We start from the raw sequence: 18,462 nt of genomic DNA, 5'->3' as shown, positions 1-18,462 counted from the left end.
AATAGCCTTCCTGCGCCGCAACACGGCAACGCCCTGTTTTACCCCTGCCGGCGGGTGGGGGGCCAATAACAACAACGTATTCAGTCGTTGCTGCAAAGCATCAGAATACGCCTCTGGCTGACTGCTGGCGCAACGACCCGATCGGTTCCACGCGCAGGCCCCGCATCGGCCAATGCTCCACGGGGCACCGCACGCCCCGGTATGGACCCGGTGGCTGCCAGCGCGGCGGCAACGCGCTACCCTTGCCGCCCCCGATCTGGTCCCGCCCATGTCTGTCGACAACAACCAACGCGATCTCGAAGCCGGCATCCACACCGACCTGCAGGGACGCCTGACCTACGGCGGCTACCTGCGGCTGGACCAGCTGCTCAGCGCGCAGCAGCCGCTGTCCAACCCGCCGCACCACGATGAGATGCTCTTCATCATCCAGCACCAGACCTCGGAGCTGTGGCTGAAGCTGCTCGGCCACGAACTGCGTGCGGCGATCGGCTTCCTGCAGCGCGATGAAGTCTGGCAGTGCCGCAAGGTGCTGGCGCGCAGCAAGCAGGTGCTGCGCCAGCTCACCGAGCAGTGGTCGGTGCTGGAAACGCTGACCCCGTCCGAATACATGGGCTTCCGCGACGTGCTGGGCCCGTCTTCGGGCTTCCAGTCGCTGCAGTACCGCTACATCGAGTTCCTGCTGGGCAACAAGAACGCGCAGATGCTGCAGGTGTTCGAGCATGACCCGGCCGGGCAGGCGCAGCTGCGCACCGTGCTGGAGGCGCCGAGCCTGTACGAGGAGTTCCTGAAGTACCTGGCCCGCTTCGGCCATGCCGTGCCGGCGGTGTACGAATCCCACGACTGGACCCAGCCGCACGTGGCTGACGACGCGCTGCAGCCGGTCTTCGAGCGCATCTACCAGGACACCGACCGCTACTGGCGCGAGTACGCGCTGTGCGAGGACCTGGTGGACCTGGAGACCGCCTTCCAGCTGTGGCGATTCCGACACATGCGCACGGTGATGCGCGTGATCGGCTTCAAGCGCGGCACCGGCGGCTCGTCCGGCGTGGGCTTCCTGGCCAAGGCGCTGGAGCTGACCTTCTTCCCCGAACTGTTCCAGGTGCGCACCAGCCTGCAGGCGGCACCCCCGGCAGAACTGGGCTGACCCCCATTCAGCTTGGACCCCGGCCATTGGCTGGATCGTTTCAGATGCAAGTTCAGCGAGCAGGCTGGCACCTGCCTCAAACGGCGTGTATTTGACGTGAACGGCAGAAGTCGGTGATCCTCGCGCGTTGCTCCAACTGCACAGCGGACGTGCTCGTCATCCACCGAACCAGGAAATCCGCATGAGCGTAAACGCCACTGCGAACACCCCAGAGCCGGCGCTGCCGGACTTCAAGACCACGCTGGGCCACCCGCGCCCGTTGTGGATGCTGTTCATGACCGAGTTCTGGGAGCGCTTTGCGTTCTACGGCATCCGCTGGGCGTTGGTGCTGTACATCGTCGCCCAGTTCTACAACGGCAGCGCTGCCGGTGAAGGCGACGCCAGCCGCATCTATGGCGCCTACCTGGCCCTGGTATACGCCGCGGCGATCTTCGGTGGCTACGTGGCCGACCGGGTACTGGGCTACCAGCGCTCGATCCTGACCGGCGCGATCATCATGGCCGCCGGCCTGTTCATGATCTCGCTGCCGCAGGAGCACATCTTCAAGCTTGGCCTGGCCACGATCATCGTAGGCAACGGCCTGTTCAAGCCCAACATCTCGACCATGGTCGGCAAGCTGTACGGCCTGAAGGACGAGCGCCGCGACTCCGGCTTCACCATCTTCTACATGGGCATCAACATCGGCGCGATGATCGCCCCGGTGCTGACCGAGTACCTGGCCCGCAAGGTGTTCGGTACCGACGCGATGCCGTCCTACAAGGTCGTGTTCATCGCCTCGGGCGTGGGCATGCTGATCTCGCTGGTGTGGTTCTACATCGGTCGCGCCGGCCTGAAGGGCATCGGTGCACCGCCGGCCGGCGCTGAAGGCTTCGGCCGCATCATCATGGTGCTGGCCGGTGCCGTGGTCGCCATCCCGGTGGCGTACTTCCTGCTGGCTACCGGCGCCACCGCGCTGGCCTGGATCCTGGGTGCGATGTTCACCGCGCTGGCCATCCTGCTGCTGGTCGAGGGCGTCCGCGAAGGCAAGGTGCAGCGCGACCGCGTGATCGCCATGCTGATCATCTTCGCCTTCAACGTGATGTTCTGGATGTTCTTCGAACAGGCCGGCAGCTCGTTCACCTTCCTGGCCGAGAACATCGTCAACCGCCAGTTCGGTGACTGGACCTTCCCGACCGCGTGGTTCCAGTCGGTCAACTCGGTGGCGATCATCACCCTGGCCCCGGTCATTGCCTGGATCTGGGTGGCCATGGGCCGCGCCAATCCGTCCATCCCGCGCAAGTTCGGCCTGGGCCTGCTGTTCAACGGCGCCGCCTTCGCGCTGCTGATGTTCGCCCTGTCGCAGATGGTCGTGGACGGCAAGATCCCGTTCTGGACCCTGTTCATGGTCTACGTCATCCAGTCGGTGGGTGAGCTGTGCCTGTCGCCGATCGGCCTGTCGATGGTGACCAAGCTGGCCCCGGTGCGCCTGGTCGGCTTCGGCATGGGCGGCTGGTTCCTGTCCACCGGCATCGGCAACAACCTGTCGGGCATCTTCGCTGGCGTGGTCAGTGGTGAAGGCGGCATGACGGTTGAGTCGGCCCTGAAGGGGTATACCTTCGGCTTCTGGGCCCTGATCGGCTCCGGCGTGGTGCTGTTCCTGATCGCCCCGCTGATCAACAAGCTGATGCACGGCGTCAAGTAATGATGAGAGGGTAGAAGGCATGCGCAGCAAGCTCGGTGGTGCAATGGTGGTGGTCTGTGCGGCGCTGATCGGCGCCTGTTCGCAACCGCAACCGCCTGCCGCCGCCGAGCCCACGCAGCCCCTGGATACCCGACCCACCGAGCCACCGGTTGCTGACCCCAGCGAACCGGTGGCCTCGGGCAACACCCCGGTGGCGGCGGACATCGCCGCCATCGCCGGGCTCGGCGCGCAGTTCGACCCGGCCCGCAACCCCGCCGACGACCTGGCCACCGCCAAGGTGGAAGCCCAGCGTGGCAAGAAGCGGATCCTGCTGGAGGTCGGCAACGCCGCCTGTGAGCGCTGCCGGGCGCTGGACGACGTGGTGGAAGGCAACGGCGACCTGCGTCGCTTCCGCGATGCCCACTACGTGTGGGTGAAGGTCAACGCCAGCGACGAGCAGCCCAACACCGCCTTCTTCGCCCAGTACCCGGTGATGGCGCGCGACTACCCGTACCTGCTGGTGCTCGATGCAGATGGCGGCCTGCTGGTATCGCAGGCCACCGGCGAGCTGCGCAGGGGCGAGGCGTTCCAGCCTGCGCGGGTGAGTGCCTTCCTCAAGCAGTGGGCGCCTGACAAACCGGAATAGGGTAGTGCCGGCCGCTGGCCGGCATGCTCTGGTGGGTGCCGACCGCTGACCGCCCACCCCGGTGGGTGCCGACCGTTGGTCGGCACTGAGGCGCATCCACGCCTGGCGCGGATCTACTGCGCGCACCGTCACACTCTCTGAATCGGCGTCTCAACTTCACCGTGAGCACGCCGTTACCGGCAAGGACCTCAGTCGACATCCCGTCGATGCAACCTTCCGGAACGCCCATGCACAGCGACCACGCCGAACGATTGCCCGAACCCGCCAGCGACCTGGCCGAGGGTGGGGCAGGCGAGGGCGTGACCCTGCCAGCGCAGGAGGCCCTGCTGGACGACGCGGGCACCGGCGAGGACGCCGTTGAACTGGCGCCGCCACGCCATCGCCTGCCGCAGATCGCGCTGCCCGACAACGTGGTGCTGAAGGGGGCGGTGCAGAAGCTGGTCGAGCAGAAGTCCCGGCTTGATGCGCTGGCCGCCGAAGGCCAGCTGGCCGGGCTGCTGCCGCCCGAATGGCAGGGCCACGGCGCGCGCGCGATCGAGCTGTCCACCTTCATCCAGGGCGTGCTGCCCTTCCTGCAGACCGGCGAGCGTGGCGAGACCGCCCCCGCGCGACTGCCGGTGCGCCATGTGTTGGGTGACGACAGCCGCTGGGGCCTGGACGATGTGGCCGAACCGAAATCACTGGCGTGGTATCTGGCCAGTGACGAGCGCGCCACGGCCGGCAGCAAGGACGTCGCCGAGGCGTATCTGGTGGGCGCACTGGGCCTGGCGTGGATGCAGGAAGGTCGCAGCCGCCCCGGCTTCCTGCGCGCGATGGGCCAGGACAGCCTGGCCGCGCGGGTGACCATGCTCGGCTATCCGCCGGCCAACGAACTGGCGCTGTACAGCGTCACTGCGCACGGCCAGCCGCAGATCTGGTGCGTGCACGGGCGCCGCCGCATGCGCCCGCTGGTGGCGCCGTGGTTGAGCGTGCCGCTGCTGACCGCCTACGGCGTGCCGGCGCCGGTTGCGTGGCCGTCCAGCTTCCCGCCGGTGGAAGCGGTGGCCGAGCTGCTGGCGACCGCCCGCCTGGGGCGCGCGCTGCCGGAAGTGGACCTGGCCAAGGCCGTGGCGAAGATCGCCGAGGACGCCGCCTCTGACGCCTGGCAGCCGGTCAGCCTGCTGCAGCTCAACACCTGGTCACCGCGCTGGCACTTCTTCCTGGGCACCTTCGTCGGCCTGCCGTCGTTGCTGCTGGTGGCGGCGGCGCTGGCGCTGCCGGGGGCGGTCGAAGCAGCGACGGTGGCCGCCTCGCTGGGCTTCGCCGGCGGCGCCATCGCAGCACTGGCCGTGCCGTGGATCCACGCACGCCGCAAGCACCTCAGCTGAAAAAAGGGGACGGAGGGGATTAAGCCGCAATCAGCACAGGTGTGCCTGATGCGACTTAATCCCCTCCGTCCCCTTTTCTTTCAGACGCCTTCGCCCATCCGCTCCAGGCCTTCGCCGGCCAGGCGAAGGATCAGCTTTTCCAGCACCTGCTCTTCCTCTTCGCTCAGCACCGACATCAGCTTGCGGGTGATCTCGATCACCATCGGCGCGATGGTCTCGTACACCTCGAAACCGGCGGCCGACAGCGCCAGCACCGAGCGGCGGCGATCGTCGCCATGGGTCTCGCGCTTGATGAAGCCGCGCTCCAGCAGGCGGGCCACGGCGCGGCTGACCGCCACCTTGTCCATCGCCGTGCGGTCGGAGACCTCGCTGGCCGAGGAGCCCGGGTACAGCGCCAGGATGGTGATGACCCGCCACTCGGGGATCGCCAGACCGTAACGATCGCCGTACAGCTTGGCGATGTTGCCGCTGACCCGGTTGGACAGCACGCTCAGCCGGTACGGCAGGAACTGTTCCAGGTCGAGCAGGACGTGCGAGGCACGCAGGCGGGTCGAAACGGGATCGGCGGGGCTCATGTTGCGGTGCACCTTGCTGGTGGTTTCAAGTGTAACTATAAGGGGTGGGTCCAGACCCTGCATTCTCGCCGGGTCCCTACCTGCCCGCACCTGGTTTGTACCGATGCGGTACCGATTCGGAGCCACGCCATGAATACCGCAGTCCCGACCGCCTCGCATCCCAACCCCGGCATGCAGGTCACCACCTTCGAGAACCCGATGGGCATCGACGGCTTCGAGTTCGTCGAATTCGCCGCCCCGGCCGGCCGTGGCCAGGAGCTGCACGAGTACTTCCGGAAGATGGGCTTCAGCGCGGTGCTCAAGCACAAGCAGCGTCCGATTACCGTCTATCGCCAGGGCGACGTCAACTTCCTGGTCAACGAAGACCCCGATTCGTTCGCCGCCGACTTCGCCGAAAAGCATGGCCCCTGCGCCTGTGGCTTTGCCATCCGCTTCAAGAAGCCGGGCCAGGAGGTCTACCAGACCGCGCTGGGCAACGGCGCCGAAGCCATCGCCTTCAAGCCGGACAGCAAGGCGGTCAGCGCGCCGGTCATCAAGGGCATCGGCGACTGCATGCTGTACCTGGTCGACCGCTATGGCAGCGCCGGCAGCATCTACGACGGCGACTACGAGCCGATCGCAGGGGCCGACCTGCACCCGTTCGGCTTCGGCCTGACCTTCATCGACCACCTGACCCACAACCTGTACTTCGGCAACATGCAGCAGTGGTCGGACTACTACGAGCGCCTGTTCAACTTCCGCGAGATCCGCTACTTCGACATCAAGGGCCTGAAGACCGGCCTGGTGTCCAAGGCGATGACCGCACCGGACGGCATCGTGCGCATCCCGCTGAACGAATCGTCCGACCCGAAGAGCCAGATCAACGAGTACCTGGACGCGTACAAGGGCGAGGGCATCCAGCACATCGCCTGCTTCACCGAGAATATTTACGAGACCGTCGAAGCGATGCGCGCGCAGGGTGTGGATTTCCTCGACACGCCGGAAACCTACTTCGATGTGATCGACCAGCGCGTGCCGAACCACGGTGAAGACGTGGCGCGCCTGGCCAGGAACAAGATCCTGATCGACGCCGATCCGGAAACCCACCAGCGCAAGCTGCTGCAGATCTTCACCCAGAACTGCATTGGCCCGATTTTCTTCGAGATCATCCAGCGCAAGGGCAACGAAGGCTTCGGCGAAGGCAACTTCACCGCGCTGTTTGAAAGCATCGAGCGCGACCAGATCCGCCGCGGCGTGCTGTAAGGTCCGCAGGCAATGTCGGCGTCCCGCCGGCATTGCCTGTCCGAATGGTAGTGCCGGCCGCTGGCCGGCAATCTCTGGAGTTCCCATGTCCCCCGCCATCACCGCCCGCGGCTACCAGTCCGGCTTCGGCAACGAATTCGCCACCGAGGCCGTCGCCGGCGCGCTGCCGGTCGGGCAGAACTCACCGCAGAAGGTGGCCCACGGCCTGTACGCCGAACAGCTGACCGGCACCGCCTTCACCGCGCCGCGCGGCAGCAATCGCCGCAGCTGGCTGTACCGGATCCGCCCGGCGGTGACCCATGGCGAGTTCACTCCGTTCGCGCAGTCGCAGCTGCAGTGTGATTTCGGCGCACAGCCGGCTTCACCGAACCAGCTGCGCTGGAGCCCGCTGCCGTTGCCGGAGCTGCCGACCGACTTTGTCGAAGGCCTGTACACGATGGGTGGCAACGGCTCGCCCGACGCGCATGCCGGCGTGGGCATCCACCTTTATGCTGCCAACCGCGACATGGTCGGCCGCTACTTCTACGACGCCGACGGTGAACTGCTGATCGTGCCTCAGCTGGGCGCACTGCGCCTGCTGACCGAGCTGGGCGTGATCGAGATCGAGCCGCAGCAGATCGCGGTGATCCCGCGCGGCGTGCGCTTCCGTGTCGAACTTCCCGATGGCCCTAGCCGCGGTTACATCTGCGAGAACTACGGCGCGCTGCTGAAGCTGCCCGACCTTGGCCCGATCGGTTCCAACGGCCTGGCCAACCCGCGTGACTTCGAGACCCCGCACGCGGCGTTCGAGGATGTCGACGGCGATTTCGAACTGATCGCCAAGTTCGAGGGCCGCCTGTGGCGCGCGCCGATCGACCATTCGCCGCTGGACGTGGTGGCCTGGCACGGCAATTACGCGCCGTACCGCTACGACCTGCGTCGCTTCAACACCATCGGTTCGATCAGCTACGACCATCCGGACCCGTCGATCTTCCTGGTGCTGCATTCGCCCAGTGACACACCCGGCACCAGCAACATGGACTTCGCGATCTTCCCGCCGCGCTGGCTGGTGGCGCAGAACACGTTCCGCCCGCCGTGGTTCCACCGCAACATCGCCAGCGAGTTCATGGGCCTGGTGCATGGCGCCTACGATGCCAAGGCCGAAGGCTTCGTGCCGGGTGGCGCATCGCTGCACAACTGCATGAGCGGTCACGGCCCGGATGCGCCGACCTTCGACAAGGCCTCCAATGCCGATCTGTCCAAGGCCGATGTGATCAAGGACACGATGGCCTTCATGTTCGAGACCCGCGCGGTGATCCGTCCGACCGCGCAGGCGCTGGCCGCCGGCCATCGCCAGGGCGATTACCAGCAGTGCTGGAACGGCCTGCGCAACAACTACCGCTGACCCGAAAAAGGGGACGGAGGGGATTAAGCCGCAATCAGCACACGTGTGCCTGAAACGACTTAATCCCCTCCGTCCCCTTTTTCTTCAGGCGGCCTCGGTGAACGCGTCGCAATGCTCCAGCGGCAGCGCTTCCAGCAGGCGTTGCCGCACACGCTGGCAATAACCCTCCGAGGTCAGCCCGGGCAGCATCTGCATCGCCGAGTGCAGCACCTGCAGTACTTCACTTTCGGCGCGCGCCTGCTGCAGGTCGCGGAACAGCGCCGCCGCCTGCGGGTGGCGCTGCATTTCCAGGATGCCCAGTACATAGATGCGCGCGGCCACCAGCGAGCGGCGGCGCTCGCTGCCGGTTGCGGGTGCAGCCGGTGCCGCCGCCGGCGTGGCGGGTGCCGGTGTTGCCGCGTCTGCGGGTGGTGGCGGTGCGGCTGTGGCGCCGGTACCGGTGCTCAGGTAGCCGGCCTGCACCAGCTGGATGACCATGGCGGGCGCGTCCTGGCCGAGCAGGCCGGTCAGGTCGGCGATGCTGCGCTGGCCGTCGCACAGGATCAGCAGCCGCCGCTGGCGCATGTCCAGCGGCGCGCGATGGGCCTGCAGCGCGGTTCGGGCGAGTTCGGTCTTGCGCGGTTGCATGGAAGGGACAGCCAAGTCGGTGCACGCCGAGCCTGAACGAAGGCGATGAAACCGCGATGACAATGCAGCGCCTGCACACGGGATGGGCTAGCGTGCAGCCATCTTCGTGCCAGGGAACCGCACCGATGAAGCACCTTCCGCTTGCTGGCCTGTTGCTCCTTTCGCTCACCGCCTGCAGTGCTGGCCCTGACAAGCAGGGGGCGGCCGGCAGTGGCAGCGACACCCCGGCCGAAACCGCCTCGGCGACCGGGCCCGCGCAGTCGGCGGATCCCGACCTGGCCGCCCGCCCGGCCAACGACCTCCGCAAGGACAGTCCGGCGCGCCTGGACGGCTTCGGCGGTGCAACGCTGGGCGCCGGCATCGCCGAGGTCCGCAGCGGCTTCGGCACGCCGCTGCAGGGACTGGGCACCGACGCCAATGGCAAGCCCCTGCCGGCCGACGACAGCAACGACGGCTGCTACTTCCTGCGTCCGCAGGGCGCCGAAGACCCTCGCCTGATGATCGAGGCACGCAAGCTGGTGCGCTATGACGTGCGCAGTGCGGCGATCGTCGCCCCGGGCGGCGGCAAGGTCGGCATGACCCTGGGCGAGCTGCAGGTGCTGTACCCAGAGCGCGCGGACGTCGGTCCTGACAAGTACGACGAGAAAGCGCAGCACCTGCGCGTGCGGCCGGCGCAGGAAGGCGGGGCGGTCATCGACTTCGCGCTCGGCGCCGATGGTCGGGTCAGCGCCTGGCGCGTCGGCCAGACCCCGCAGGTCGATTACGCCGAAGGCTGTGGCTGATCCTTGATCCACCGCCCAGCCATGCGCTCGGGCCAAGCGTAGAATCGCGCCACCACTGCTGGGGAGTGCTCGATGATCGCCATTGCCATTGCCTGGTTCCTGCTCGGCCTGCTGTTGCTGGCGCTGGGCGGGGATTCCATCGTCAAGGCCGTGTCCGGCCTGGCCCAGCGCTTCGGGGCCAGCCCGTTCACTGCCGGGCTGCTGCTGCTCGGGGTGACCACCTCGTTGCCGGAACTGGCGGTCAATGCGCGCGCGCTGGCGGTCGGCCAACCGGAGCTGGCACTGGGCAATGCCGTGGGCAGCAGCATCGTCAACCTGGGCTTCACCCTGGCGGTGGCAGCCATCGCCGCGCCCCTGTTGCTGCGCGCGCGCCTGCAGACGGTGCTGTGGTGGTCGCTGCTGGTGGCCGGCGTGCTGCTGGTCCTGTTCGGGCTGGATGGTCGCCTGGCGCGCTGGGAAGGCGGCGTGCTGGTGGCAGGCTTCATCGTCATGCAGGTGCTGCTGCTGCGCCGCGGTCGCGTTGAGCGTGCCGAGGTGCAGGCGGCCATCGCCGAGTCCGCCCTGAGCCGCACCAGCCTGCCGTTGAACGTGCTGCGGGTGCTGATCGCAGCGCTGACGCTGTACTGGGGCGCGCGCCTGGTCGTGGGCGCCGCCGCTGACTTCGGTGCCGCGCTGGGCTGGACACCGCTGCTGGTCGGCCTGCTGCCGGTGGCGATCGGCACCGCACTGCCGGAGGTGGCAACCGCAATTGCTGCCGCGCGTCGCGGCCACGGCGACATGGTGCTTGGCCACGTGCTGGGCTCCAGCGTGGTCAACCTGCTGCTGGTGATCGGGGCGATGGCGGTATTGCAGCCGTTGGCGTTGCCGGCCTCGTTCGTGCGCCTGGAACTGCCGGCACTGCTGGCGTTCGCCCTGGTGCTGTACCCGATGCTGCGTGGCGATCTGAAGATCAGCCGCAGTGAAGGCGGAATCCTGCTGGTCGCGTTCGCCGGCTGGTTCGTGCTGGAGCTGCTGCTGGTCGGCGCGGCATGAGGTAGTTCCGGCCGCTGGCCGGTAACCTCACTGCCTCTGACGGAACCCTTGCCACTGCCGGCCAGCGGCCGGCACTACCGGTTCTGCGTGGCTTCCTCTTCCCGCGCCGGTTCCGGCGGCGGAAGCTGTTCCTCGGCAGCCGGCTCGTTGCCCGGCAGGCTGGGACGGGTTTCCATCAGCAGCGACAGCGCCGCCTTGGCCATCATGTGGGCGCTGATCGGCGCGGTGATGAACAGGAATACGGTGATCAGCAGCTCGCGCGGCTGCGGGTCCTGGCCCAGGAAGATGTGGTAGCAGACCGAGCACACCAGCACGCAGCCCACGCCCAGCGTGCTGGCCTTGGTCGGCGCGTGCAGGCGCTTGAAGAACGTGGACAGCTTCACCAGCCCCAGTGCGCCGACCAGGATGAAGAAGCAGCCGAACAGCAGCAGGATCGACAGGCCGATCTGGATCGCGGTGATCATTCGACGATGTCCCGGCGCAGCACGAACTTGCTCAGCACCACGGTGCTGCCGAAGCCGAGCATGGCGATGACCAGTGCGGCTTCGAAGTAGATCGCGGAGTTGAGGTACATGCCGAACAGCATCAGCTCGGCAATGGCGGTCACCGACAACGTGTCCAGTGCGAGGATGCGGTCGGGCACGGTCGGTCCGCACAGCAGGCGCCAGGTGGCCAGCAGCATGGCCAGGCCGACCACGTGCATGCACACCACCAGCGTGGTCTGGATGATCTGGAATCCAGTCATGGGAAGATCTCCATCAACGGCGCCTCGTAGCGGCGCTTGATCGTATCGATCAGGTCCTGTGGGTCCTCCAGGTGCAGCACGTGCACCAGCAGGAACTTGCGGTCGTCGCTGAGCGCGGCCGAGACCGTGCCCGGGGTCAGCGTGATCATGCTGGTCAGCGCCGCGATGCCGTGGATGTTGGCGATGTCCAGCGGCAGCCAGATGAAACCGGGGTGAATCTTCTTCTCCGGGCCCAGCACCTGCAGGGCCACGCGGATGTTGGACATCAGGATGTCCCACAGGGTCACGCATACCAGCTTGGGCAGCGGCCGCAACGTGCCGATGCGCGCGAACTCGCGGTCCAGGCGTGCGGCGAACAGCGGCACCACCACGCCCAGCACCAGCCCCAGCACGATCTGGCCGAGGGTGAAGCTGTCGGACATCAGCAGCCAGAACGCCACCACCATGATGCTGAGCATTGGCGAGGGAATCAGGCGACGGAACAGGGAGCGCTGGGCGGTCATGGCTGGCGGATCTCCGGTGCGGTCGCGCGCAGGTGCTGCACGTACTCGCTGGGTTGCAGCAGCTGTGCGGCGGTGGCGTCGGTGTAGCGCATCAACGGTGCAGCGGCCAGGGTCATGGCGATACCGTAGGCCAGCAGGATGCACGCGGCGTACAGCTCCACCCGGCGCAGAGGAGCCTTGCGGGGCTTCGGTGCCTCCGGATCGACAGGCGGCACGCGCCAGAACAGGCGGATGCCGCCGCGGGTCAGGCCCATGATCACCAGCAGGCTGCTGACCAGCACCGCGGTCCAGACCGGAGCGGTGTACTGCGCCGGCATGCCGGCCAGCAGTGCGGCCTTGGCCAGGAAACCGGACAGCGGCGGCAGGCCGGCCACCGACACCGCGCCGATCAGGAACAGCACGGCGGGTGTCTCCTTGCCCGGCATCGGCGCGACCACTTCCTTGCGGTCGCTGGCACCGCCGCGACGACGGCGGATCAGGTCGGCGATCAGGAACAGCGCGGCGGCGACGAAGCTGCTGTGCGGCAGGTAGTACAGGCCGGCCGAGAGCACCTGCGGTGTGCCGACCGAGAAGGCGATGAACAGCGTGGCTGCCGACACGATCACCAGGTAGGAGATCAGCACGCGCAGGCGGGTCGCGGCGAGGGCGCCCAGGCCGCCCAGCACCAGCGTCGCCACACCGGCCCACAGCAGCCAGTCACGGCCGTAGCCGGCCATCGCGCCGGCATCGTCGCCGAACCACAGCATCTGGATGCGCAGCACCGAGTACAGGCCGACCTTGGTCATGATCGCGAACAGCGCAGCCACCGCCGCCGGTGCGCGTGAATAGGCTTCCGGCAGCCACAGGTACAGCGGCATCAGGGCGGCCTTGGCGCAGAACACCAGCAGCAACAGGCCCATCGTCGCCTTCACCAGGGTCAGCTGCGCCGGCGGTACCTCGGCGATGCGCTGCGACAGCTCGGCCATGTTCAGCGAACCCAGCGTGGCGTACAGCAGGCCCAGAGCGATCAGGAACAGGGTCGAGGCGGTGACGTTGAACACCACGTAGTGCAGGCCGATGCGCATGCGCAGGCCGCGTCCACCACTGAGCAGCAGGCCGTAGGAGGCGATCAGCATCACCTCGAAGAACACGAACAGATTGAAGATGTCGCCGGTCAGGAACGCACCGTTGAGGCCGACCAGCTGGAACTGGAACAGCGCATGGAAGTGCGGTGCGCGGCGGTCCCAGCCCGAACAGGCGTGCAGCAGGCAGGGAATGGCCAGCAGCAGGGTGGTCAGCAGCATCCACGCCGACAGCCGGTCGGCCACCAGCGCGATGCCCAGCCGCGACGGCCAGTCGCCCAGCAGGTAGACGCTGATCTCACCACTGGCGGTGGTGGCAAACAGCAGGCCCACCGCCAGCGCCAGCGCCGACAGCGCGGTCCAGGCCACCGCGCGCTGCACCCTGGGGCCATAGCGGCGGTGTTCGACGAACAGCGACAGTGCCGCACCCAGCAGCGGAATCAGGATCGGCAGAATGACCAGGTGGTTCATGCGCGGTCCTCGCCCTGCCGTGCTGGTACGCGCTCATCCTGCAGGTCGTCATCCGGCTCGTGGGCGTCCACATGGTCGCTGTGGTTGTCGCTGCGGCTGCGCATGGCCAGCACGATGCTCACTGCGGTCATCGCGAAGGCGATCACGATCGCGGTCAACACCAGCGCCTGCGGCAGCGGGTCGGTGTAGTTGCCCAGGTGGCTGTCCACGCCGTCCTGCAGTACCGGCGCCTTGCCCAGCACCACGCGGCCACCGGCGAAGATCAGCAGGTTGGTCGCATAGGACAGGAAGGTCATGCCGAGGATCACATCGAAGCTGCGCGCACGCAGCAGCAGGTAGATGCCTATGGCGGTCAGCACGCCGATCGCGGTAGCCAGGGCCAGTTCCATCAGTGCATCTCCCCGGTGCGTGCCGAGCGGCGTTGCAGGTCGATCTCACCCTTGCGGGCGGTACGGGTACGCGATGGCTTGATCGTGCCCATCATCGACAGCATCAGCATGGCACCGCCGAACACCACCAGATAGACGCCGATGTCAAAACCAATCGCACTGGCCAGCGGCACGTCGCCGATCAGCGGCAGGTGCAGGTCGAGGTGGCCGCTGGTCAGGAACGGCACGCCGAACAGCATCGACGCGCTGCCGCTGAGCAGGGCGATCAGCAGGCCCATGCCGATGCAGCGGATGTAGTCGAAGCCGAAGCGCGACTCCACCGACGCAGTGCCCTGGATCACGTACTGGATCAGCAGCGGCACCGCCAGCACCAGGCCGGCGATGAAGCCGCCACCCGGCGCGTTGTGGCCGCGCAGGAACAGGAAGATCGACACGGTCAGGGTCAGCGGGAACATGATCTGGGCCAGGTCGGCCGGCACCGGCAGCTTGATCGGCGGGCCGGGCATGATCTGCTCCGGCGCCATCCGCGTGCGCCGCAGCAGGGCATGCACCACCAGCGCGGCGATGCCGAACACGGTGATCTCGCCGAAGGTATCGAAGCCGCGGAAGTCGACCAGGATCACGTTGACCACGTTCTGGCCATAGGCCTCGGGCAGGGCACGGGCGAGCAGCTCGCCGGCCATGGTGTTCGGCGGCAGGGTCATCGCGGAATAGGCCAAGGCGCCAAGTCCAGCACCGGCGATGATCGCGATCACCGCGTCACGGCGCTTGCGCCAGCGCGGCCGCTCCGGCCCGGACTGCGCAGGCAGGTAGTTCATGCCCAGCAGCATCAGCACCAGGGTCACCATCTCCACCAGCAGCTGGGTCAGGGCCAGGTCCGGCGCGGACAGGAACACGAAGGTCAGCGCCACCATCAGGCCGACGCCGCCGACCAGCAGCACCGCCAGCAGGCGCTGCTTGTAGATACGCAGGGTAGCCACCGCGCAGGCCATCATCACCAGCCACAGCGCCCAGCCCAGCAGCGGGATCGGCTGTGGCCTGGTCCAGTTCGGCGAGGCGGGGTTGGCCACGAACGGCGCGGCGGCGGCCACGATCGCCACCAGCACCAGGCCCAGCAGCATGCGCTGAAGGCTGCCGTTGGCGATGCCGTTGGTCAGGCGCATGGCCAGTGCGGAGATCGCGTCCAGCTGCGCATGGAACACATTGCGGCCAGTGCTGACGTTGGTCACGGCGTGCAGGTTGATCAGCTTGCGCAGGCCGAAGTACAGCGCCACGCCGCCGATCACGCCGATCGCGCTCATCGCCAGCGGCAGGTTGAAGCCGTGCCATACCGCCAGGCTGTACTCGGGCATGGCGTCGCCGAGGATCGAGGCCGCAGCGGCGTGCAGCACCGGCGCTACGGTCAGTGCCGGTGCCACGCCCACCGCCACGCAGATCACCACCAGCAGTTCCACCGGCACCTTCATCCAGCGCGGCGGTTCGTGGGGCACGCGGTCCAGGTCGTGCGGGCCGGGGCCGAAGAAGGTGTCGTGCACGAAGCGCAGGCTGTACGCCACCCCGAATACGCCCGCCAGCAACGCTGCGATCGACACCGCCGTGCGCATGATTCCCGGGCCGCCGGCCGTGATCGCTTCGGCGAACAGCATTTCCTTGGACAGGAAGCCATTGAGCAGGGGGATGCCAGCCATCGCCAGCGAGGCGATGATCGCCAGCGCGCTGGTGAACGGCATCAGCCTGCGCAGGCCTCCCAGCTTGCGCATGTCTCGGGTACCGGTCTCGTGGTCGATGATGCCGGCGGCCATGAACAGCGAGGCCTTGAAGGTGGCGTGGTTGAGGATGTGGAACACGCCGGCCACCACCGCCATCGGCGTGGACAGGCCGAACAGCAGGGTGATCAGGCCCAGGTGGGAAATGGTCGAGTACGCCAGCAGGCCCTTCAGGTCATGCTGGAAGATCGCATTCCAGGCGCCGATCAGCAGGGTCAGTGCGCCGATGCCGCTGACCGTGTAGAAGAACAGGTCGCTGCCGGCCAGTGCCGGATGCAGGCGCGCCAGCAGGAACACGCCGGCCTTTACCATGGTGGCCGAGTGCAGGTAGGCCGAGACCGGGGTCGGCGCCGCCATCGCGTGCGGCAGCCAGAAGTGGAACGGGAACTGCGCGCTCTTGGTGAAGATGCCGGCCAGTACCAGGAACAGGGCGTAGGGGTACAGCGCGCTGGCGCGGATCTGCTCGCCAGCGGCCAGCACCACGTCCAGGTCGAAGCTGCCGACGATGCGGCCGATCAGCAGCACGCCACCGAGCAGGGCCAGGCCACCGCCACCGGTGATCACCAGCGCCATGCGTGCGCCTTCGCGGGCGTCCTGGCGGTGCGACCAGAAGCCGATCAGCAGGAACGAACTGATGCTGGTCATTTCCCAGAAGATCATCAGCAACAGCAGGTTGCCCGACAGCACCATGCCCAGCATGGCGCCCATGAACAGCAGCAGGTAGCAGTAGAAGCGGTGCGCGTTGTCCTGCTGGCTCAGGTAGTAGCGCGCATACAGCACCACCAGCGCGCCGATGCCGAGCACCAGCCCGGCGAACATCCAGGCCAGCCCGTCCAGTCGCAGGGTGAAGTCCAGCCCGAGCTGCGGCAGCCAGGGCACCAGGGTGCGGACCACCTGGCCATCGAGCACCGACGGGGTCAGCCAGCCGAGGATGGCCAGCCCGCCCAACGGCGCCAGCGCCGCCAGCCAGGCAGCAGTCGAGCGCGAACTACGGGGGAAGGCCGCAACAGCCGCTGCCATCAGGAACGGCAGGGCCAGCAGCAGGGGCAGGCTGGGGAGCATGCAGGGAATCCATGATTCACGAGCAGGTCAGGGAGGATAACAGGCTGCGAAATGTCGCCGAAACCCATCGAACAGCGATCAATTGCATGTAACGTTCGCTGATTCATTTTTTCTGCGATGCAACATCACATTCCTGCATCCCTTCCCTGGCTGCCCTCGGGGGACACCCTACGCCCACGCAGGGAGACCGCAGGCCCTGTCGCACAGGGGCTGCCGTCGACGGGCGGGCAATGGGGAGCGGATCACCGGCGCAGGCTGGCAGGGCTCCCGTGGACTACGGGTGACGGAATCCGCCCGTTCAGGAAACGACGGCCGCTGTCGGCCGCCGCCAGGTCAGTAGCGCCAGTCCAGCTTGCGGTAGAACTTGGCCATCACCCAGGCCGGGCCGATCAGCAGGTAGGTCAGGTCGGTCAGGAAGCTGGGCTTGCGGCCCTCGAACTTGTGGCCGATGAACTGCGCGATCCAGGCCACCACGAACACGCCCACCGCCAGCCAGCGCAGGGCCTGCAGGCCGATCTCGGCCTCCAGCAGCCGGCACAGGCAGCCGAACACGAAGAACTGGATGAGCATGCCGATGCCCAGCGGGCGCGACAGCTTGTTGTAGAAGCACCACGCGCTGAACATCGCCAACGCCGACCAGATGCCGTACTGGAACCAGGTGATCAGCGGCGGCAGGCACCACAGCAGGGCCACCACCGACCACAGGATCGCCGGGACCGCCACCACGTGGATGCGCTGGTTGATCACATTGCGGTGGTCGTCGGAGTAGCTGGCGAAATAGCGGTCGATCGGCCGCGCAAGCTGGGTGGATGTCTGCATGCTGCGTCGCTTCCTCGGGCAACGGTAGTGCCGGCCGCTGGCCGGCACTCCAGAGCATAGCCGAGTTCGCGAGGTTGCCGGCCAGCGGCCGGCACTACCGCGATCAGAGCGCCCCCCGCCTTTCCGGCCGGGGGGACGCGGGGGGATCAGTCGACGCTGATCCCGGCCAGGCGCTGCAGCGCCTCGGCGTACTTGGCGCGGGTGCGCTCGATGATCTCGGCCGGGATGCTCGGGCCCGGGGCGGTCTTGCCCCAGTCCAGCGTCTCCAGGTAATCGCGCACGAACTGCTTGTCGTAGCTCGGCGGGCTGGTGCCCACTTCGTATTCGTCGGCCGGCCAGTAACGGGAGGAATCCGGCGTCAGCATCTCGTCCATGATGTACAGGCGGCCATCGGCGTCGGTACCGAACTCGAACTTGGTATCGGCCAGGATGATGCCGCGCTCGCGGGCGTAATCGGCCGCGAACTTGTAGATGCGCAGGGTGGCGTCGCGCACGCGCTCGGCCAGTTCCGCACCGACCTGCTTCACCATCGCATCGAAATCGATGTTCTCGTCATGGTCGCCGACGGCGGCCTTGGTCGAGGGGGTGAAGATCGGCTCCGGCAGCTGCTCGGCCTGGCGCAGGCCGTCGGGCAGGTCGATGCCGCTGACCTTGCCGGTGCGCTGGTAGTCCTTCCAGCCGCTGCCGATCAGGTAGCCGCGGGCGATCGCTTCCACCGGCACCGGCTTCAGCTTGCGGGTGACCACCGCACGCTTGGCGTACAGGGCCGGGTCCACGCCTTCGGGCAGCACGCTGGCCACGTCGATGCCGGTCAGGTGGTTGGGCATCAGGTGCGCGGTCTTGGCGAACCAGAAGTTGGAGACCTGGCAGAGCATCTCGCCCTTGCCCGGAATCGGGTCAGGCAGCACCACGTCGAACGCCGACAGGCGATCGGTGGCGACCATCAGCAGGTACTCGCCCGGCGGGGTTCCGGCTGGCAGCCGCTCGCGCGGGATATCGAACACATCACGCACCTTGCCGCGATGGCGCAAGGGCAGGCCGGGGAGATCGGATTGCAACAGCGTGGTTGGCACGGGCACTCCTGGGGCGTTGTCGATACGGCTGCTGCCCAACGGACCCGGCGGGCCCGCTGACCAGCGGGCGGCCTAGTGTAAAGCGGTCCGGGCCCGCTGTGACGTAAAATGAGC

At 67.3% G+C, this 18,462-nt stretch carries 18 protein-coding genes; 8 read left to right on the top strand and 10 right to left on the bottom strand.

Going from position 1 to position 18,462, the window contains the following annotated elements:
* Positions 1 to 268: 268 nt before the first annotated feature.
* The 4 genes from AC5P8R_RS17630 to AC5P8R_RS17615 all read left to right on the top strand — a co-directional run bounded on the left by AC5P8R_RS17630 (position 269) and on the right by AC5P8R_RS17615 (position 4,817).
* Positions 269 to 1,144, top strand: coding sequence for a tryptophan 2,3-dioxygenase (locus tag AC5P8R_RS17630; protein WP_046432899.1), 876 nt, complete (start codon positions 269 to 271; stop codon positions 1,142 to 1,144).
* Positions 1,145 to 1,325: 181 nt separating this feature from the next.
* Positions 1,326 to 2,825: a peptide MFS transporter gene (locus AC5P8R_RS17625; protein ID WP_014648688.1), complete on the top strand. Its 1,500-nt coding sequence runs from the start codon at positions 1,326 to 1,328 to the stop codon at positions 2,823 to 2,825.
* Positions 2,826 to 2,844: 19 nt separating this feature from the next.
* Entirely contained in the window at positions 2,845 to 3,450 is a 606-nt protein-coding gene (locus tag AC5P8R_RS17620; protein WP_014648687.1) for a thioredoxin family protein, read from the top strand.
* A gap of 227 nt (positions 3,451 to 3,677) precedes the next feature.
* On the top strand, positions 3,678 to 4,817 hold the full coding sequence (locus tag AC5P8R_RS17615; RefSeq protein WP_049404535.1) for a hypothetical protein: 1,140 nt from the start codon (positions 3,678 to 3,680) through the stop codon (positions 4,815 to 4,817).
* 80 nt (positions 4,818 to 4,897) lie between these two features.
* Here AC5P8R_RS17615 and AC5P8R_RS17610 read toward each other — a convergent pair whose 3' ends face one another.
* Complete coding sequence (locus AC5P8R_RS17610; RefSeq protein ID WP_014648685.1) at positions 4,898 to 5,392, bottom strand: MarR family winged helix-turn-helix transcriptional regulator; 495 nt, start codon at positions 5,390 to 5,392, stop codon at positions 4,898 to 4,900.
* Positions 5,393 to 5,521: 129 nt separating this feature from the next.
* Between AC5P8R_RS17610 and hppD the strand changes: the two genes are divergently transcribed.
* Entirely contained in the window at positions 5,522 to 6,634 is a 1,113-nt protein-coding gene (hppD, locus tag AC5P8R_RS17605) for a 4-hydroxyphenylpyruvate dioxygenase (protein ID WP_014648684.1), read from the top strand.
* Positions 6,635 to 6,719: 85 nt separating this feature from the next.
* Positions 6,720 to 8,018, top strand: a complete 1,299-nt coding sequence (gene hmgA / locus AC5P8R_RS17600; protein ID WP_032957134.1) for a homogentisate 1,2-dioxygenase — start codon at positions 6,720 to 6,722, stop codon at positions 8,016 to 8,018.
* 84 nt (positions 8,019 to 8,102) lie between these two features.
* Here the strand turns inward: hmgA and AC5P8R_RS17595 are convergent, their stop codons facing one another.
* A complete protein-coding gene (locus AC5P8R_RS17595) occupies positions 8,103 to 8,645 on the bottom strand; it encodes a hypothetical protein (RefSeq protein ID WP_169411326.1) in 543 nt (180 codons plus the stop codon).
* A 125-nt stretch (positions 8,646 to 8,770) separates the two neighbouring features.
* Between AC5P8R_RS17595 and AC5P8R_RS17590 the strand changes: the two genes are divergently transcribed.
* Positions 8,771 to 9,427: a hypothetical protein gene (locus tag AC5P8R_RS17590; protein ID WP_032957138.1), complete on the top strand. Its 657-nt coding sequence runs from the start codon at positions 8,771 to 8,773 to the stop codon at positions 9,425 to 9,427.
* Between the two features lie 72 nt (positions 9,428 to 9,499).
* Positions 9,500 to 10,459 carry a sodium:calcium antiporter gene (locus AC5P8R_RS17585; protein WP_014648680.1) on the top strand — a complete coding sequence of 320 codons (960 nt, stop codon included), beginning with the start codon at positions 9,500 to 9,502 and terminating at the stop codon, positions 10,457 to 10,459.
* A 74-nt stretch (positions 10,460 to 10,533) separates the two neighbouring features.
* Here the strand turns inward: AC5P8R_RS17585 and AC5P8R_RS17580 are convergent, their stop codons facing one another.
* From AC5P8R_RS17580 to AC5P8R_RS17545, 8 genes are all read right to left on the bottom strand, one after another.
* Positions 10,534 to 10,923 carry a Na+/H+ antiporter subunit G gene (locus AC5P8R_RS17580; protein ID WP_014648679.1) on the bottom strand — a complete coding sequence of 130 codons (390 nt, stop codon included), beginning with the start codon at positions 10,921 to 10,923 and terminating at the stop codon, positions 10,534 to 10,536.
* Positions 10,920 to 11,204 carry a K+/H+ antiporter subunit F gene (locus AC5P8R_RS17575; protein ID WP_169411330.1) on the bottom strand — a complete coding sequence of 95 codons (285 nt, stop codon included), beginning with the start codon at positions 11,202 to 11,204 and terminating at the stop codon, positions 10,920 to 10,922. The genes AC5P8R_RS17580 and AC5P8R_RS17575 overlap by 4 nt, the downstream gene beginning before the upstream one ends.
* Positions 11,201 to 11,707 carry a Na+/H+ antiporter subunit E gene (locus AC5P8R_RS17570; RefSeq protein WP_032957141.1) on the bottom strand — a complete coding sequence of 169 codons (507 nt, stop codon included), beginning with the start codon at positions 11,705 to 11,707 and terminating at the stop codon, positions 11,201 to 11,203. The genes AC5P8R_RS17575 and AC5P8R_RS17570 overlap by 4 nt, the downstream gene beginning before the upstream one ends.
* Positions 11,704 to 13,239, bottom strand: coding sequence for a monovalent cation/H+ antiporter subunit D (locus tag AC5P8R_RS17565; protein ID WP_495223675.1), 1,536 nt, complete (start codon positions 13,237 to 13,239; stop codon positions 11,704 to 11,706). Before AC5P8R_RS17565 ends, AC5P8R_RS17570 begins: the two co-directional genes overlap by 4 nt.
* Positions 13,236 to 13,628 carry a Na+/H+ antiporter subunit C gene (locus AC5P8R_RS17560; RefSeq protein WP_014648676.1) on the bottom strand — a complete coding sequence of 131 codons (393 nt, stop codon included), beginning with the start codon at positions 13,626 to 13,628 and terminating at the stop codon, positions 13,236 to 13,238. The genes AC5P8R_RS17565 and AC5P8R_RS17560 overlap by 4 nt, the downstream gene beginning before the upstream one ends.
* Positions 13,628 to 16,456 carry a monovalent cation/H+ antiporter subunit A gene (locus AC5P8R_RS17555; protein WP_014648675.1) on the bottom strand — a complete coding sequence of 943 codons (2,829 nt, stop codon included), beginning with the start codon at positions 16,454 to 16,456 and terminating at the stop codon, positions 13,628 to 13,630. The genes AC5P8R_RS17560 and AC5P8R_RS17555 overlap by 1 nt, the downstream gene beginning before the upstream one ends.
* Before the next feature lie 333 nt (positions 16,457 to 16,789).
* Positions 16,790 to 17,275, bottom strand: a complete 486-nt coding sequence (locus AC5P8R_RS17550) for an Mpo1 family 2-hydroxy fatty acid dioxygenase (RefSeq protein ID WP_014648674.1) — start codon at positions 17,273 to 17,275, stop codon at positions 16,790 to 16,792.
* A gap of 146 nt (positions 17,276 to 17,421) precedes the next feature.
* Positions 17,422 to 18,348 carry a phosphoribosylaminoimidazolesuccinocarboxamide synthase gene (locus tag AC5P8R_RS17545; RefSeq protein WP_014648673.1) on the bottom strand — a complete coding sequence of 309 codons (927 nt, stop codon included), beginning with the start codon at positions 18,346 to 18,348 and terminating at the stop codon, positions 17,422 to 17,424.
* Positions 18,349 to 18,462 lie beyond the last annotated feature (114 nt).

The organism is Stenotrophomonas sp. YJH_SMC_73, from assembly GCF_059370155.1.
The sequence above is the reverse complement of the archived record's forward strand: the minus strand, read 5'-3'. Positions and strand labels throughout refer to the sequence as shown.

What these genes read in the sequence shown, in the direction of transcription:
- AC5P8R_RS17630 (WP_046432899.1), top strand. Translation starts at nt 269, where the DNA reads ATGTCTGTCGACAACAACCAACGCGATCTCGAAGCCGGCATCCACACC.
- AC5P8R_RS17625 (WP_014648688.1), top strand. Translation starts at nt 1,326, where the DNA reads ATGAGCGTAAACGCCACTGCGAACACCCCAGAGCCGGCGCTGCCGGAC.
- AC5P8R_RS17620 (WP_014648687.1), top strand. Translation starts at nt 2,845, where the DNA reads ATGCGCAGCAAGCTCGGTGGTGCAATGGTGGTGGTCTGTGCGGCGCTG.
- AC5P8R_RS17615 (WP_049404535.1), top strand. Translation starts at nt 3,678, where the DNA reads ATGCACAGCGACCACGCCGAACGATTGCCCGAACCCGCCAGCGACCTG.
- AC5P8R_RS17610 (WP_014648685.1), bottom strand. Translation starts at nt 5,392, where the DNA reads ATGAGCCCCGCCGATCCCGTTTCGACCCGCCTGCGTGCCTCGCACGTC.
- hppD (WP_014648684.1), top strand. Translation starts at nt 5,522, where the DNA reads ATGAATACCGCAGTCCCGACCGCCTCGCATCCCAACCCCGGCATGCAG.
- hmgA (WP_032957134.1), top strand. Translation starts at nt 6,720, where the DNA reads ATGTCCCCCGCCATCACCGCCCGCGGCTACCAGTCCGGCTTCGGCAAC.
- AC5P8R_RS17595 (WP_169411326.1), bottom strand. Translation starts at nt 8,645, where the DNA reads ATGCAACCGCGCAAGACCGAACTCGCCCGAACCGCGCTGCAGGCCCAT.
- AC5P8R_RS17590 (WP_032957138.1), top strand. Translation starts at nt 8,771, where the DNA reads ATGAAGCACCTTCCGCTTGCTGGCCTGTTGCTCCTTTCGCTCACCGCC.
- AC5P8R_RS17585 (WP_014648680.1), top strand. Translation starts at nt 9,500, where the DNA reads ATGATCGCCATTGCCATTGCCTGGTTCCTGCTCGGCCTGCTGTTGCTG.
- AC5P8R_RS17580 (WP_014648679.1), bottom strand. Translation starts at nt 10,923, where the DNA reads ATGATCACCGCGATCCAGATCGGCCTGTCGATCCTGCTGCTGTTCGGC.
- AC5P8R_RS17575 (WP_169411330.1), bottom strand. Translation starts at nt 11,204, where the DNA reads ATGACTGGATTCCAGATCATCCAGACCACGCTGGTGGTGTGCATGCAC.
- AC5P8R_RS17570 (WP_032957141.1), bottom strand. Translation starts at nt 11,707, where the DNA reads ATGACCGCCCAGCGCTCCCTGTTCCGTCGCCTGATTCCCTCGCCAATG.
- AC5P8R_RS17565 (WP_495223675.1), bottom strand. Translation starts at nt 13,239, where the DNA reads ATGAACCACCTGGTCATTCTGCCGATCCTGATTCCGCTGCTGGGTGCG.
- AC5P8R_RS17560 (WP_014648676.1), bottom strand. Translation starts at nt 13,628, where the DNA reads ATGGAACTGGCCCTGGCTACCGCGATCGGCGTGCTGACCGCCATAGGC.
- AC5P8R_RS17555 (WP_014648675.1), bottom strand. Translation starts at nt 16,456, where the DNA reads ATGCTCCCCAGCCTGCCCCTGCTGCTGGCCCTGCCGTTCCTGATGGCA.
- AC5P8R_RS17550 (WP_014648674.1), bottom strand. Translation starts at nt 17,275, where the DNA reads ATGCAGACATCCACCCAGCTTGCGCGGCCGATCGACCGCTATTTCGCC.